Source organism: Streptomyces sp. NPDC050619 (assembly GCF_040654815.1).
Taxonomy (GTDB): domain Bacteria; phylum Actinomycetota; class Actinomycetes; order Streptomycetales; family Streptomycetaceae; genus Streptomyces.
This window is the reverse complement of record NZ_JBFAIR010000015.1, coordinates 27,030-42,237: the sequence shown is the minus strand read 5'-3', so window position 1 is coordinate 42,237 and position 15,208 is coordinate 27,030. Positions and strand designations below refer to the sequence as shown.

At 70.2% G+C, this 15,208-nt stretch carries 10 protein-coding genes, 2 tRNA genes and 1 pseudogene; 6 read left to right on the top strand and 7 right to left on the bottom strand.

What is annotated here, in order from left to right:
- Positions 1-161: 161 nt before the first annotated feature.
- Both AB0I77_RS24395 and AB0I77_RS24390 read left to right on the top strand, forming a co-directional pair.
- On the top strand, positions 162-719 hold the full coding sequence (locus tag AB0I77_RS24395) for a SigE family RNA polymerase sigma factor (RefSeq protein ID WP_363284782.1): 558 nt from the start codon (positions 162-164) through the stop codon (positions 717-719).
- 248 nt (positions 720-967) lie between these two features.
- A complete protein-coding gene (locus tag AB0I77_RS24390; protein ID WP_363284781.1) occupies positions 968-2,641 on the top strand; it encodes a long-chain fatty acid--CoA ligase in 1,674 nt (557 codons plus the stop codon).
- 197 nt (positions 2,642-2,838) lie between these two features.
- Here AB0I77_RS24390 and AB0I77_RS24385 read toward each other — a convergent pair whose 3' ends face one another.
- The gene (locus AB0I77_RS24385) at positions 2,839-4,080 is read right to left on the bottom strand and encodes an MFS transporter (protein WP_363284780.1); all 1,242 of its coding nucleotides are present in this window, start codon (positions 4,078-4,080) and stop codon (positions 2,839-2,841) included.
- A 129-nt stretch (positions 4,081-4,209) separates the two neighbouring features.
- Between AB0I77_RS24385 and AB0I77_RS24380 the strand changes: the two genes are divergently transcribed.
- Entirely contained in the window at positions 4,210-4,794 is a 585-nt protein-coding gene (locus tag AB0I77_RS24380; RefSeq protein ID WP_363284779.1) for a TetR family transcriptional regulator, read from the top strand.
- A gap of 9 nt (positions 4,795-4,803) precedes the next feature.
- Here the strand turns inward: AB0I77_RS24380 and AB0I77_RS24375 are convergent, their stop codons facing one another.
- The gene (locus tag AB0I77_RS24375) at positions 4,804-9,570 is read right to left on the bottom strand and encodes a PAS domain-containing protein (RefSeq protein WP_363284778.1); all 4,767 of its coding nucleotides are present in this window, start codon (positions 9,568-9,570) and stop codon (positions 4,804-4,806) included.
- A gap of 310 nt (positions 9,571-9,880) precedes the next feature.
- Positions 9,881-10,396, bottom strand: coding sequence for an SSI family serine proteinase inhibitor (locus AB0I77_RS24370; protein WP_363284777.1), 516 nt, complete (start codon positions 10,394-10,396; stop codon positions 9,881-9,883).
- A gap of 194 nt (positions 10,397-10,590) precedes the next feature.
- Between AB0I77_RS24370 and AB0I77_RS24365 the strand changes: the two genes are divergently transcribed.
- From AB0I77_RS24365 to AB0I77_RS24355, 3 genes are all read left to right on the top strand, one after another.
- Positions 10,591-10,681 (top strand) — tRNA-Ser (locus AB0I77_RS24365).
- A 214-nt stretch (positions 10,682-10,895) separates the two neighbouring features.
- Positions 10,896-10,968, top strand: a tRNA-Arg gene (locus AB0I77_RS24360).
- Between the two features lie 328 nt (positions 10,969-11,296).
- Positions 11,297-11,818, top strand: a complete 522-nt coding sequence (locus AB0I77_RS24355; RefSeq protein WP_363284776.1) for a hypothetical protein — start codon at positions 11,297-11,299, stop codon at positions 11,816-11,818.
- Between the two features lie 318 nt (positions 11,819-12,136).
- Here AB0I77_RS24355 and AB0I77_RS24350 read toward each other — a convergent pair.
- The 4 genes and pseudogenes from AB0I77_RS24350 to AB0I77_RS24335 all read right to left on the bottom strand — a co-directional run bounded on the left by AB0I77_RS24350 (position 12,137) and on the right by AB0I77_RS24335 (position 15,148).
- Positions 12,137-12,774: pseudogene (locus AB0I77_RS24350) on the bottom strand (site-specific integrase).
- Positions 12,775-13,343: 569 nt separating this feature from the next.
- Positions 13,344-14,186, bottom strand: a complete 843-nt coding sequence (locus tag AB0I77_RS24345) for a protein kinase (protein WP_363284775.1) — start codon at positions 14,184-14,186, stop codon at positions 13,344-13,346.
- A 70-nt stretch (positions 14,187-14,256) separates the two neighbouring features.
- Positions 14,257-14,700, bottom strand: a complete 444-nt coding sequence (locus AB0I77_RS24340; protein ID WP_363284774.1) for a hypothetical protein — start codon at positions 14,698-14,700, stop codon at positions 14,257-14,259.
- Between the two features lie 205 nt (positions 14,701-14,905).
- On the bottom strand, positions 14,906-15,148 hold the full coding sequence (locus AB0I77_RS24335; protein ID WP_053670064.1) for a hypothetical protein: 243 nt from the start codon (positions 15,146-15,148) through the stop codon (positions 14,906-14,908).
- Between the last annotated feature and the right edge of the window lie 60 nt (positions 15,149-15,208).

Sequence of the window (15,208 nt, the reverse complement as noted above, 5' to 3'; positions counted from 1 at the left end):
CCCTCTCCCCGATGACCCCCAGGGGTTATCCCGCAGTAGTCCCCGGCTGCTCGTCCACCTTCAGGAGGTGCAGGCAGCCCTACCCCTACAACCTGAGGCGGACTCGTCTTCGGGACCTGCGGCCGATCCGCGGGAGGCGGCCCCGCTCATAGCGTGGAGCCATGACCACACTCGTCTGCACCAGCGCTTCGAAGGCCGCCGCACCGGCGACGCAGACCCTTCCGTACCCCTCGTTCTCGTCGTACGTGAAGGCCCGCCAGCCGGTGCTGCTGCGTACCGCCCGGTCGCTGACCGCGAACCCGAGCGACGCGGAGGACCTGCTCCAGACCGCGCTCGCCAAGACCTACGTCGCCTGGGAACGCATAGAGGACCACCGTGCGCTGGACGGCTATGTCCGCCGGGCGCTGCTGAACACGCGGACGTCGCAGTGGCGCAAGCGCAAGGTCGACGAGTTCGCGTGCGACGAGCTGCCCGAGCCGGAGCCCGTGCCCGGCGGCGACGACCCGGCCGAGCAGCAGGCGCTGCACGACGCGATGTGGCGGGCGATCATGAAACTGCCCGCCAGGCAGCGGGCGATGGTCGTCCTCAGGTACTACGAGGACCTCAGCGAGGTGCAGACGGCCGAGGTGCTCCAGGTCTCCGTGGGCACGGTGAAGTCGGCGGTGTCCCGGGCGCTGGGCAAGCTGCGCGAGGACCCCGAGCTGGTGCTGGCCCGATAGCGCCGGTCACCGGCACCGCGCTCTGACACCACCCTCCAAGGCCGCCCGAGCTCCAAGGCCGCCCGAGGCTCCAAGACCGCCAGAGCCTCCAAGACCTCGCGAGAACGCGATTTCCGGTACCGATTTCCCGCAATGAGCCCAACATGCGCGATCGATCACCCTTTCCTAGTGACATACCGTGTGGTATGTGCGCAGAATCTGCGCAACCTTTACTACCGCGTTGGCAATGTCGCCCCCGGGAGGACGCCGTGCTGAGCACCATGCAGGACGTACCGTTGCTGATCTCCAGGATCCTGACCCACGGGTCGACGGTCCATGGAACATCGCAAGTCACCACGTGGACCGGTGAAGGTGAGCCGAACCGCCGCTCCTTCGCCGAGGTCGGCGCCCGCGCCGCTCAGCTGGCGCACGCTCTGCGCGAGGACCTCGGAGTCGTCGACGACGCCCGGGTCGGCACTCTGATGTGGAACAACTCGGACCACGTCGAGGCCTACTTCGCGATCCCCTCCATGGGCGCGATCCTGCACACACTCAACCTCCGTCTCCCCGCCGAACAACTGGCCTGGATCGTCAACCACGCGGCCGACAAGGTCGTGATCGTCAACGGTTCGCTGCTCCCCCTGCTCGCCCCGCTGCTCCCGCACCTCAAGACGGTCGAGCACGTGGTGGTATCGGGGCCGGGCGACCGTTCCCCGCTCGCGAACGCCGCCCCCGTCCAGGCGCACGAGGTCCAGGTGCACGAGTACGAGGACCTGATCGCCGGGAAGCCGACCACATACGACTGGCCGGAGCTGGACGAACGCCGGGCCGCCGCCATGTGTTACACCTCGGGGACGACGGGCGACCCCAAGGGTGTCGTCTACTCCCACCGTTCGGTCTACCTGCACTCCATGCAGGTCAACATGGCCCAGTCCATGGGCCTGACCGACCGCGACACCTCGCTGGTCGTGGTGCCCCAGTTCCATGTGAATGCCTGGGGCCTGCCGCACGCGACCTTCATGACCGGCGTGAACCTGCTGATGCCGGACCGCTTCCTCCAGCCCGCTCCGCTCGCCGAGATGATCGAGCGCGAGAAGCCGACGCACGCGGCCGCCGTGCCCACCCTCTGGCAGGGTCTGCTCGGCGAGCTGACCGCGAAGCCCCGGGACGTCACGTCCCTCACCCACGTCACCATCGGCGGCTCGTCCTGTCCGCCCTCGCTCATGGAGGCGTTCGACAAGCTGGGCATGCGGGTCTATCACGCCTGGGGCATGACGGAGACCTCCCCGATCGGCACGGTGGCCCGCCCGCCGGCCCACGCGGTGGGCACCGAGGCGGAGTTCGGCTACCGGCTGACCCAGGGCCGCTTCACAGCGGGTGTCGAGGCCCGCCTCACCGGCCCCGGCGGCGAACGCCTCCCCTGGGACGGCGAGTCGGCCGGCGAGTTGGAGGTGCGCGGCCCCTGGATCGCGGCCGCCTACTACAACGGCCTCGACGCCGAACCGCTGCGCCCCGCCGACAAGTTCAGCGAGGACGGCTGGCTGAAGACCGGCGACGTCGGCACCATCACCCCCGACGGCTACCTCGCGCTCACCGACCGCGCCAAGGACGTCATCAAGTCCGGCGGCGAGTGGATCTCGTCGGTGGAGCTGGAGAACGCGCTGATGTCCCACCCCGACATCGCCGAAGCGGCCGTTGTCGCCGTCCCCGACGAGAGATGGGGCGAGCGCCCGCTGGCCACGGTCGTCCTCAAGGAGGGCGCCACCGCCGACTTCGGCTCCCTGCGCGACTTCCTCGCCCACTCGGGCCACATCGCCAAGTGGCAGCTCCCGGAGCGCTGGACGATCATCGAGGCGCTGCCGAAGACGAGCGTCGGCAAGTTCGACAAGAAGGTGCTGCGCAGGCGGTACGCGGAGGGGGAGTTGGACGTCACCCAGCTCTGATCCACTCCTGCCGGCGCGCGCCGGGCAGGCAGCGGCCCTCAGCGGGCTTTGCCTCCCCGGCGTACTCGACGAGATCCTCTCCGGCGTACTCGACGAGATCCTCTCCGGCGTACTCGACGAGATCCTCCCCGGCGTACTCGACGAAACCCTCACCGCCGTACTCGACGAAACCCTCACCGCCGTACCCGACGAAATCCTCACCGCCGTACCGAAGTAGTCACCCACCCCAGCACCAGCCACACCGCCGCCACCGCGCAGACCCCGTCCCAGCCCCAGTGGCTGAAGGCGGGTCCGGCCAGGGCGGAGGCGAGGGCGCCGCCCGCGAAGCCGGCCACCACGTAGGCGGTGTTGGCGGTTGCCGGGGTGGAGGTGGTGGTCAGGGCCAGCGTCTGGTTGGCGATGTGGGAGGCCACCAGGGCCGCGTGGACCGCGATCGCGGCCACGAACAGGGCCCACATCGCCCGCCCGCCCAGCCAGAACAGCGGCACGGACACGGCGGCGAGCAGATACGCGGACCGTACGACCTTGGCGGCGCCGAAGCGGTCCACGAACCCGCCGGCCAGCGGAGCCACCACGCTCGCCGCCAGCCCGAAGAGGCCGAAGAGCCCGGCGGTGGCGGTGGACATGCCGTAGCCCGCAGTGTCGTTCTGCGTCAGCAGCAGCGCGAGCGAGGTCCACAGGGCGCTCCAGGCGCCGTACATCCCGGCCTGGCGCACGCACGCGCGCCACAGGTCGGGCGAGCGGCGGACGACGGACGGCAGCGCGGCGAGCCCCGCGAACAGCGGACCGGAGCGGTGACGCTTCTCGGCGGGCAGGGCGTACGCCGTGACCAGTCCCAGTACGGCCGTCAGTACGGCCGCGCCCACGAACACCACTCGCCAGCCGAAGGCCTGTCCGACCAGTCCGCCGAGCACGCGGGCCGCCACGACGCCGGTGAACAGGCCGGCGATGACGGCCGCGACATGGCGGGCCCGGCGGTCGGCGGGGGCGCGCTGGGCGACCAGCGGGACGAGCAGCTGCGGGACGACGGTCGCGGCGGAGGCGACGAGGACGGCCGCGGCGAGCGCGGTGGTGCCGGCGGCCAGGGCGCCCGCGATCAGGGCCGCGGCGGCGACGAGGGACAAGGCGGCGACCAGTCGGCGCCGGTTCACGCTGTCGCCGAGCGGGGCGAAGACGAGCAGACCGGCGGCGTAGCCGAACTGCGCGACCGAGGCGACCCAGGCCACGGCCGAGGAGGTCGAGCCGAAGTCGCGGGCGATGAGGGGGAGCAGCGGGGCCGCGAGGTAGATGTTGGCGGCCGTGACCGCGGTGCACAGGGCGATCAGGGGGAGGAGCAGGGCGGGGGCCGCCGCCCTGCCGGTGGTCTTCCCGGTGGTCTTCCCGGTGGTCTTCCCGGTGGGAGTCCGGGCGTCGGGCGGGGTCGTGGTGGCGGACTGCATGAGCGGTGGACTCCTTCGAGCCGACTCTAACAACTAACTGGTTGGTTGGCTGATAGGCCCAACAGCGTGCACCACGCCCCGCATTCCCGTCAACCAAATGGTTGGTTACAAGCGCGGTACCCTGCCCTCATGGCAGTGAGAGACCCCGAGGCCACCAAGGCCCGGATCTTCGAGGCGGCGGTCGCCGAGTTCGCCCGCTACGGCATCGCGGGCGCCCGCATCGACCGCATCGCCGCCCAGGCCAAGGCGAACAAGCAGCTGATCTACGCCTACTTCGGCAACAAGGCCGAACTGTTCACGCACGTCCTCGGCAAGGTGATGGTCGACCTCGCCGCCTCCGTCCCGGTCGACCCGGACGACATCGAGGGCTGGATCGACCGGTTGCTGGACTACCACGCCGCCCACCCCGCACTGCTGCGCCTGCTGTTCTGGGAGGGCATCGAGTACGGCAGCGACGAACTGCCCGACGAGACCGCGCGCCAGGACCACTACACGCGCAAGGCCGCCGCCATCGAGGACGGCCAGGCCCGGGGCGTCATCACCGACGCGATCCCGCCCCGCGACCTCCTCTTCCTGCTGACGGCACTGGCCAACTGGTCGGCCGCCGTACCGCAGATGCGCCGCATCCTCACGGGCGCGGACGACACCGACCGCGCCCGCCTGCGCGCCTCGATCAAGGAGGCGGCGCGCAGACTCATCGCGCCTTCGCCTTAATTGGTCCCGTTAATTGGTCCCGATCCGTGCGAGCAGGTCGACGATCCGGCTCTGCACCTCGGTGCTCGTGGAGCGCTCGGCGAGGAACAGCACGGTCTCGCCGGAGGCCAGCCGCGGCAGGTCGGCTTGGTCGACGGCGGCCGTGTAGACGACGAGCGGGGTGCGGTTGAGCTGCCCGTTCGCCCGCAGCCAGTCCACGATCCCGGCCCGCCGCTTGTGCACCTGCATCAGGTCCATCACGACCAGGTTCGGCCTGAGCTGGCCCGCCAGTGTCACGGCATCCGCATCACTCGCGGCCCGCGCGACCTGCATCCCGCGCCGCTCGAGCGTCGCCGTCAGCGCGAGCGCGATCTCCGCGTGCTCCTCGATGAGCAGCACGCGCGGCGGATGCTGCTCGCTGTCGCGCGGCGCGAGCGCCTTCAGCAGTACGGCGGGATCGGCGCCGTACGCCGCCTCGCGCGACGCCTGCCCGAGCCCGGCCGTGACGAGCACCGGCACCTCGGCCGCGACGGCCGCCTGCCGCAGCGACTGCAAGGCGGTACGCGTGATCGGCCCGGTCAGCGGGTCCACGAACAGCGCGGCGGGGAAGGCCGCGATCTGCGCGTCGACCTCCTCGCGCGAGTGCACGATCACCGGCCGGTAGCCGCGGTCGCTCAACTCCTGCTGGGTCGCGACGTCCGGCGCCGGCCACACCAGCAGCCGACGCGGATTGTCGAGCGGCTCCGGCGGCAGCTCGTCGTCCATCGGCTGCGGGCGCGGGGTGTCCGCCACCTCGACGGCCCCGCCCGGACCGTCCAGCGGCTCGGGCCCCTCGGCCGCGTTCACGTCCGGCGCGCCTATGGCGTACGACCGCCCGGTGCCCTCGGTCATCTGCGCCAGCCGCGACTGCCCGGCCAGCGAGGGCTGGGGCTGGTTCTGCGGCTGGGCCTGCGACGGTACGGCGGGCTGGTCGGCCGTCGGGTGCGGGCGGGCTCCCTGCTCCGGTCGCCCGTCGGCGGGGTCGGGCCGCGTACCGAGCTTGCGGCGCCGGCCCGAACCGCCCGTCTGATGCGGGGGAGGCGTGGCCGAGGGGAGGGGCGGGGCGGGCGCGTGCGAACCAGGCGCTGCTGCTGCCGTCGCCGGCTGCTGCTGGGCCTGTGCCGCCTGCCGGTTGAACGGCACACCCTGCCCCAGCGTCCGCACACTGATCGCCCGCCCCTGCGTGGAGTTCGGGTCGACCGACGGCGCTTCGACGGCTTCCGCGGGCAAGGGCTGCGCTGCGCGGGGCTGCGGGGTGGTGGCTTCTGGGGGGAGAGGGGTGGGGTGTCTGGGGTGCGGAGGTTGTGGTTGTTGCTGTTGCTGTTGCTGTGGGGTTTGGGTGGTCTGCGGGTTCTGGGGGTTCTGGGGGTGCTGCGTCGGGTTCGGCGGTACGGGGGTGGCGGCGCCGTTCGCCGATACGGGCACGCCGGCACCGGTGGTGCCCTCGGCACCGGGCCAGGGCTGGGGGGAGGGGGTGCCCTGTGCCGGGGTTCGGGAGGCGCCTTGGGCGAGGGTGTTCTCGACAGGGGCGTTCTGAGCAGGGATGCCTTGACCGGGAACAGGTTGACCGGGAACAGGCTGACCAGCAACAGCCTGACCAGCAACAGCCTGACCGGGAGCGCTCTGGCCGTGCATGTCTTCGGCCGGGAGTGGCTGGCCGGCACCGGCGGGGTTGGGTACGCCTTGGGCAGGGGCACTCTGTGCGGGCGGGGTCTGGTTGGGCACGGATGCGTTCTGCGCGGGGACGGGGGCCGGGACACCCGATCCCTGTGCCGACGGCGCCGGGGCTGGGGCCGGGGCTGGGGCCGGGGTGCCCTGCGCCGGGACGGGCTGGCCGGGGGCCACCTGGACACCGTGAACGGCGGCGCCCGGCGCGGACACGGGGGCGCCGGGCGGCACCGGCCCACTGGCCTGCACCGGCTGGTCGGCGGCCTGTACCGGGTGACCCGCCGGCACTGACTGACCTGCCGCCCCGCCCTGAACCGGCACGGCCGCCTGGGCCGGCGCTCCCTGGACCGGAGCCGTCTGCGCAGGGGCGACCTGCCCAGCGGCCCCCCGGGCCGGAACCGCCGGAACCTCCTGAACTCCCGGACCCTCCTGCGCGGGTGCCCCGGCGCCTTCCGCCTCCGCCCGCTGGCCAACCGCCCGTCGGCGACGCCCCGTCGGCGCGTTCGTGGGATGCGGCTGCGGCGGAGTGTGGTCGTCGGCCTGACTGTGCGGCACGGCATCGTGCCGGCCGTCGTCGACGAGGCCGTCCCCCGCGACACCCTGACCAGGAACCTGCACATGCCCCGGAGCCGGAGCCGGAGCCGCAGCGGCAACCTGCCCCTGCCCCTGCCCCTGCCCAGACACCTGCCCCGCCCCGTCGGCCGGACGGTCCGCGTCGGCGGGCGGCAGGGCGAACACCGTACGCGGGCCCGCCTCTTGCGCGGCGGCCCGCTCCGACGCGGCGGCCAGCGCCCGCCGACGTCGTCCGGTCGGCTGCTGGGGATTCCCGTGCGGAGGATTCCCGTGCGGAGGATTCCCGGCGCCGGCCGCGCCGGCACCCCGCCCCGGATCGCCGGAGGCAGCCGCGGGCAATGCCGGCGGCAAGGCGTGCTGTTCGCCGTTGTCGCGCCGTCCGCCTCCGCCGGGCGCGGGCACACCTTGCGGCGGCACGGTCCCGCCCAGACCGCTGCCCGTGGCCGCGGTCTCGGCGGCATGCTCGGCGGACATGACGACGGCACCCTCGGACACGCCCGCCTCCGAAGCCTCCTCCGAGGCCGAGGCTTCGCCCGCATGCTCGGCCGGCCGCCCCCGCCGCCGCCCGGTACCGCCGGAAACCTCCCCGGTGTCACCCGATTCCAGCGCCGGAACCTGCGGGGTCTCCTGCGCGGCCGCGGCCCGCCGCCGACGCCGTCCGGTGGGCGCCGAGGCCTCAGTCTCGGGACCGTCGCCGTCGGCTGCGCCCGGCACGTCGCTCTCCAGGAAGGCGTCCACGGAGGCCCGCCGGGCCCGCCGCCGCCCACCGCCGGAGGTGGCCTGCTCAGGCACGGCGGCGGTCTGTCCACCGGGCGCGGCCTCCAGAGCGGCCGGACCCGGAGCCGCGACGGCCCCCGCTCCCCCGCCGATCGGCACTTCGAGGACGTACGCACTGCCGCTCATGCCCGGCACCTCGTGCGTCTGGAGCACTCCGCCGTGCGCCCGCACGATCCCGCGCACGATCGGCTCGTGCACCGGGTCTCCCCCGGCATACGGCCCGCGCACCTCGATCCGTACGACCTCACCGCGCTGCGCCGCCGCGACGACGACGGTGCTGTCCAGGTAACCGCCCGCCGAGACGGGCGAGTTGCCGGTCGCGTCGACACCGGCGACGTCCGCGATGAGGTGCGCGAGGGCCGTGGCGAGGAGCCGGGAGTCGACCTCGGCCTCGATGGGCGGCGCGTGCACGGCGAACTGCACGCGTCCGGGCCCGATGAGTTCCACGGCCCCGTCGACACCCGCTGCCACAACCGAGTCCAGCATCACTTTCGTACGCGTGATGCCGTCGGCCCCCGTGTCGAGCCGCTGATAACCGAGGACGTTGTCAATGAGCGTGGTGATCCGCGAATAGCCGGCCGAGAGGTGGTGCAGCACCTGATTGGCCTCGGGCCACAGCTGCCCGGCGTCGTCGGCGGCCAGCGCGGCCAGTTCGCGGCGCAGCTCGTCGAGGGGCCCGCGCAGCGAGCCCGCGAGCAGCGTCAGCAACTGCTCGTGCCGCGCGGCCAGGGCCTCGAACCGGTCCTTCTCCCGTTCGCCGAGGGCGGCGTAGCGCTCCTCGTTCGCGGCGAGTTCCTCATCGTGCTGTTCCTGGAGCTCCTCCACCTCGGTCACGTGCTTCTGGCGCAACGCGGTGAGTTCGGAGGCGTGCTCTTCGGAGAGCCGCTCCAGCTCCTCCTCGTGGTGCCGCTCGGCGACGGTCTTCTCCTGGGCGAGCGCGTCGTACGGCCGCCGGTCGGCGAAGGTCAGCACGGCGCCGACGAGCTGGTCGCCGTCGCGGACGGGCGCGGTCGTCAGGTCGACCGGAACCTTGTCGCCCTTCTTCGACCACAGCACCTGCCCGCGCACCCGGTGCTTGCGCCCGGAGCGCAGGGTGTCGGCGAGCGGAGACTCCTCGAAAGGGAAGGGTGTGCCGTCGGCGCGGGAGTGGAGGATGAGGTCGTGCAGCTCACGCCCGCCAAGATCACTGGCCCGATAACCCAGTATCTGAGCGGCGGCCGGGTTGACGAGCACGATCCGCCCGTCGGTGTCGGTGCCCACGACACCCTCGGACGCGGCCCGCAGAATCATCTCGGTCTGCCGCTGCGAGCGCGCCAGCTCTGCCTCGGTGTCCACGGTCCCGGACAGGTCCCGTACGACGAGCATCAGCAGTTCGTCGCTGGTGTAGCCGTGGTTGTCGTAGGCCTGCTGGCCGTTTTCCAGATTCGCGCTGGTGACCTCGACCGGGAACTCGGTCCCGTCGGTCCGCCGGGCGACCATCCGGGTCGGCTTGGTCCGCCCGCGCGGATCCATGTGGTCGGGCCGCCGCATCGAGCCAGGGATGAGCTTGGAGTCGAACTGCGGCAGCAGATCGAGAAGCCCCCGCCCCACCAGAGCCGTCCCCGGCGCCTCGAAGGCCTCGAGGGCGATGGTGTTGGCGTTGACGACCGTTCCATTGGCGTTGACCAGGACCAACGCATCGGGAAGCGCGTCGAGTATGGCTGCGAGGCGAGCAGCGCCTCGGGATGGCCTGCTGCTCACGAGACGCTTCCTCCCTGTTACCGCACCTTGCCGACCGCTCGGGCCATCTTGCCAACCTGCCCGCAACGTGTCACGCGAGGGAGTCTAAGGGCAGCGGTTGCGCTCGCGACGCCGGATGAGAGGGAGGTCGCACGACGAAGTGACGTAGAACGTGTGACCGCATGTTCCGCTGTCGCCTCACCCTGCGCATCTGCCTGCGCAGGACCTTCGCGCGACCTTTACGGAGTCGGGGCATCCGCCACGGAGAGCGCGCGCGAAGGCCGGTACGGGCGGGCCCCGTGCTGGTCGGGCCCGGCCTCACTGCTCCCTCCTAACCGCCCATTTTCGGCAGAAGCGGTACGAATCGATCCCAGCGGCCGATCTGACAGCCGTTGCTTCGGTCGAACGTCGCGTCGACGGGCCGCCCGGCCCAGGTCCCGGTGACATGCGCGGTGGCCGGCCCGCCGTACTGCATGGTGCAGAAGCTGTCCCTCGGCACGGGAGCGAAGGCGTCCTTCCCCCACCGCGTGTTCCGATCGACGACGCCACACGCGCCGCTCACGTCCGGGTGGCTGCCCCCACCGGGATGACAGTCCAGCTCGTACGCCCTGTCGGGACCACCGCCCGAGTTCCGCACGGTGACGGTGAGGTGATCGCCGCCGACCGCGGGCGCGAGGGGGGAGACGGCGGCTGCGGGCACCGCGGAGACCGATACGACAGAGCCGACGGCGCCGACGACGGCGACGAGCCGAGTGAACTGTGCGGACCGAGTGAACTGTGCGGACCATGCGAACTCTGCGGACCGTGCGAACTGTGTGAACCGGCCGAGCCGGCTGACCTGCGACATGACCTGACTAACGCCGCCGGCCCCCCGGACGTTGCGCGCCCTCCTCCCGCCCATCCGAAAGGCGCCGACGGTGCCGTTCTAGTGCTTTGCCCTGCGGCCCGCCTGCCTAGTACCGTGGGAGGCGATTGGTGACACCGCGCTCGTCTGTGTCATCATCTGCACGCACCATTCGCGCTCGCGCGGGCGGTTGTGCTGGAGGCGTCGCCTAGTCCGGTCTATGGCGCCGCACTGCTAATGCGGTTTGGGACTTCAATCCCATCGAGGGTTCAAATCCCTCCGCCTCCGCACCTGATCACGAAGCCCCGGTCCACAAGATCGGGGCTTCGTCGTGCGCACGGCGTCCGTACGACGGGTTGGGGCGCCGTTTGAGCCGTTTCCCCAGGTCACAATGGGTATGGCAAACGGATTTCACATGGCGACGGCAGTCATGTAATGTTCTTCCTGTCGCCGCGAGCGGGCCCGCAAGGCCAGGGCCGGGGCCGACAGGGAAACAAAACAAGCACTCGTAGCTTAACGGATAGAGCATCTGACTACGGATCAGAAGGTTGCAGGTTCGAATCCTGCCGAGTGCACAGCAGGCCAGAGGCCCCATGGAGGAATCCACGGGGCCTCTGGTTTTTGCATTGACGGCAGTGATTGACGGCAACCACCTATGCGGCTACCCGGCTCCGGCAGGTGGTGCCTGCCATCTCCCGGTGATGCGGGCGCGCGGGTCTCTTGGGCTACGGGCGGTGTGCCTTTGCGGCGAAATGAGACATTCCAGACGCTCTTCCGGCCGTCCCTTATCGGCATCCTTCACTCAAGAAGAGCGCTCTTGCCATTGCGCTGGCGGGGGGACTGCTTCTCCCCGTAGCACTGTCCAGCAACGCCATTGCCAACGACCCGGAGCCACAGACTTCCGTGTCGGAAGGCGCAGAGGTCGACCAGACGACGGCGGAACTGGTGCACTTCGGGTACGACGGCGAGCAGGTCTACAACAGCCCGGTCTTAGACGGGGCTGATCCCAAGGCGCAGGACCCGGCAAACTGGCTCCCCGACTCGCTGGTCAACGAATCTCAGAGAGCCCTGGCGGCTGGCGACAGCTTCATATGCACCCTGTGGGTGGGCCAGGTCGTCGCCCACACCACCGGCTCGGACAAGGGTGGTACCAGTCAGGACTGCACGGGTAGCTTCCGCACTCAATGGACGAACGGCCAGTTCGCCACCGACAATGGTGGTTGGCACCGGGTGACCGGATCGATCGTCGGTCCCAGGACCAGCAAGCAGAACAACGACACTACGTTCTACGTGAACTGCAAGAGCCCGGTGCCCAGCGATCGCAAGCATCGTCTGGAGGCACGGGGCTACGCCATCGCTAAGGACGGCACTGAGGTGCGTGGCGACCTGTTGTACGGGAAGGCAAAGTCGCGGCGCTGCCTTTAAGCCCCGCCTTGAGGAAGGCTGACACTGTGGACCAGTGGGACAACACCTTTGGCTACACGCCTCCAGACCCCAAGAGCGGGCAAGAGGCTGTGTTCATCCCCGAAGAGCAGGAGTCGGCGGCCACAGAAGCGGAAGAGGAGACCGCCGAGGAACTGGTCCAAGGGTGGGCCCGTCCCACTGAACCAGGTGAGTTCCCGCCGGACTACTGGGCACGTTGATCTGTTCGGGAACGATCTGACAGCGTTGCGTCATGGTGAGAGGTCGGCCGCTGAGATGGTCGACCTCTCATTCCCCCTTGTGTCGCCATCGCTCCGAGGATCAGACGGCTACCGGGACACCGGCCGCGCCGTCCTCATCGTCTGGGTCATTGCCGTCACCCCTCAGGGCATCCCCGACGCGATCGAACGCCGAGCGCTGCGAGTCGAGCCGTACGAAGGTGTAGATGTCCATGGTCACGCGGATGGAGCTGTGTCCCAGGACTTCCATGATCATTCGGGCGTCGGCGCCCTGTTCGTGGAGCAGGGACGCGCAGGTGTGGCGCAGGTCATGAAAGCGGACCTTACGGACTCCCACGCGGGCGCACAGCGTCTCAAAGGAACGGTTCAGGTTGCGCGGCTCAATGGGGTCCCGTTCTTCGTGGTGAAGACGAGGCCCTGCCCCGTCCCCTTCCAGTTGGTACCGACCGCCTTCCGGTCGGCTATCTGCTGCGCGCGCTGGGCACGGAGCGCGGTCATGCACTCGGCTGGCAGGGCCACGCGGCGGGCCGAGCGCTGCGTTTTCGGCGCGACGATCAGCAGTTCGCCGGCGACCCGCTGTAGGGCCTGCCGGACGGTGAGGACACCTTCGTGGAGATCCACATCCGACCAGCGCAGCCCCAGCAGCTCACCGCGCCGCAGGCCGATGCGGACCGCCAGCTCATACGCGGCCCAGTGCCGGTTGTCACGGGCAGCCGCCAGGAGCTGACGCCCCTCCTTGGCCGTGAGCGGTTCGATCTCTCGCTTCGGGGGCCACCCTCACTGAAATGCTCACTGCTCTACGTGACGAGCTCCGTGTCAGCGCTGATCATCAGGAGCTGCGGCGTGAGGTCGAGGAGCTGAAGTCTCAGCAATCGAAGTCGCAGTCCTGAGCTGAGCCACTTCCTCACGCAGTGCTCTGGTCTCCTTGCTGAGGCGACCGACGATTGCCCGCATCTCTTGGATCAGCGCGGCCACTTGATCCGCGTCTTCGACGTGAATGCTGGTCAACCTCATCTCGTAGTCCGCTATGTGCTCGGCCATGTCTCCCGCTTGCCGCCCGTGCCGTCGATGCGTTTCGCGCTTCCTCCCAGCCGCTGAGCGTCCCCACGGCGTTGAGCGGCTCTTTCGCTGATCTGCCATCTCCCTGCCCTGCGGAGCTGTTCAGAGTTTCTTTACCGGATCAAGGTGGCCCGCCTACGGCGGGCCGCGCGCGCTGGCGGCCCGTGGCCGCCGCCGCTCCTTGTCTGTGTTGGTCTTGGTTATGCCAGCGCCGCCGGGCGAACCGGGCTCTAGAGGCAGCTCAGGGCCTTACCCACCTCGTAGATGGTCGGCCGGTCTTCGGGAGCATGGCTGAGCATCGCCTCGACCAACTCGCCCAGCCCACCAGGCGCCTTCACGGGGCGGCGTCTGCCGTTGGCCACGGCCTCTCTTTGGACGGGGCGTGGAGCGTCGTCCGGGTACTCGACAGCCCGCCAGCCGGTGGCCGAGATGAGCAGTGAGGCGCCGAGGGCGTAGATGTCGCCTTCCGGGGTGGCCTCGGCCTTCCCTGTGGCGAGCACGTTGCGGGCAATCTCCGGTGCTTCGTAGTGGACGAGGCAGCCGCGGAACGGGAAGTCGTACCCCTCGGGGACGTGCCCACCGCGGGCTAGAGCCAGATCGATGAGATGCGTCCGCTCCGGCCCGACGATGAAGTGGGCGGGCTGTACGTCGCCGTGGGCCCAGCCCTTGGCGTGCAGTTCGGCCAGCGCCTCGACACAGCCCAGCGCCACGCTGGCGTGCGGTGTGACGGACGGGCCTTTGCTACGGCAGGGCTCCCACAGGCGGTACAGGTCCGGCCCTTCATGCCACGGCTGGAAGTTCCACGTCCCGTGCTCCCATTCTCCGTACGCGAAGTCGTCGAATCCGAGGCGATGCAGCACGGCACCCTCGCGTGCGGGCGCGAGGGCGGTCCAGGGCTGGGCGGACCAGTCGGCCGTAGCCTGGATCGGATAGCCGACCTTGACGGCGTAGTGACCTCGATGGCTCTGCACCTCCCAGACCATGGAGCCCCGGCGGTTCAGGACGAGGCGCTGAGACGTGGGCATGAGGGCGTCGAGCACCACGATCGGCAGTTCAGTGGGTGAGCCGGACAACGTCTGTTCTCCTTCCGGGCGAACGCGGCCGACCACGGGTCGAGGCCGGCCGCGTCGCTGCTGTCTTGTGCTACGCCTGGCCGTACGGGCGGCCGCAGTCGGAGTCGCACTGGGCAAGGTTCGTGCCGTTCACGGTCCACAGGTCGTCGAAGACCATGAAGCCCGCCGTCTTCATGGCGCGTGCCGAAGTGGCGACCTGCTTCGGATCACGGGCGCCACCACCGGGCTTCGGGTTGTGGTGCAGGAAGCGGCCCGCGTACCGCTCGCACAGATCGGCGTACTCCTTCGTGTGCAGGATGAGCGCGTGAAGGCCCAGGTCCACGTCGTCCGACGGGACCATGGGGACGATCGCGGTGGCTGCGGTGACCACGAAGGCGACCGCCTGGTCCGCGATCCGCTCGGCACGCTCGGGTGACTGCCCGCTGTGGACGACCACGAAGTGGGCGAGGCTCTGGAACAGTTCCTCGCCAGCCACCGCGCGGCCGGACCTCTGGTCGTTCGCCGTTGCCGTCATGCGAGAACTCCTTCTGGGTAGTGGAGCGTGGCACTTACGGAGTTGGGAGGCCGCCCCAAACGGGGGTGGGGGAACCGGGGAATAAGCACCCGTCCGGGGCGGCCGGTCTACTGGCTGACAGCGAGAGCCATGCCGATCACCAGGCCGCACGACCCGCTGATCATGATGATGAAGAGGGCTCCCGCGTATCGGCCGATGACGCGCATCACAGGCCGTCCCTGCTGTTGCCGTTCTTGACGGCCAGGCGGGCGCTCAATTCCTCCCGAGCACTCGGCTGCACCACCTTGTCCGGCATGGCATCCCACTCCCGGCCGCCGCCGATGGGCCGTATCTGCACTCGGCCGCCGAGCTCACCCATGACGATGCCGATACGTCCCTTGGCGGTGTCCTTCGCCAGTTCACCGATGCCTGGTCTGGTCTGCTGGTTGCTCGCCATGCAAGGGAGCATCGCGATCGGAGGGCGGTCGTTAAAAGGTCAGGCTGATTACCCAACTTGGGTAACATCGCG

Excerpts from the sequence above, each read along its gene's own strand:
- AB0I77_RS24370 (WP_363284777.1), bottom strand. The coding sequence starts at position 10,396 with ATGTCGCAGGTCAGCCGGCTCGGCCGGTTCACACAGTTCGCACGGTCC.
- AB0I77_RS24385 (WP_363284780.1), bottom strand. The coding sequence starts at position 4,080 with ATGCAGTCCGCCACCACGACCCCGCCCGACGCCCGGACTCCCACCGGG.
- AB0I77_RS24380 (WP_363284779.1), top strand. The coding sequence starts at position 4,210 with ATGGCAGTGAGAGACCCCGAGGCCACCAAGGCCCGGATCTTCGAGGCG.
- AB0I77_RS24340 (WP_363284774.1), bottom strand. The coding sequence starts at position 14,700 with ATGACGGCAACGGCGAACGACCAGAGGTCCGGCCGCGCGGTGGCTGGC.
- AB0I77_RS24335 (WP_053670064.1), bottom strand. The coding sequence starts at position 15,148 with ATGCTCCCTTGCATGGCGAGCAACCAGCAGACCAGACCAGGCATCGGT.
- AB0I77_RS24395 (WP_363284782.1), top strand. The coding sequence starts at position 162 with ATGACCACACTCGTCTGCACCAGCGCTTCGAAGGCCGCCGCACCGGCG.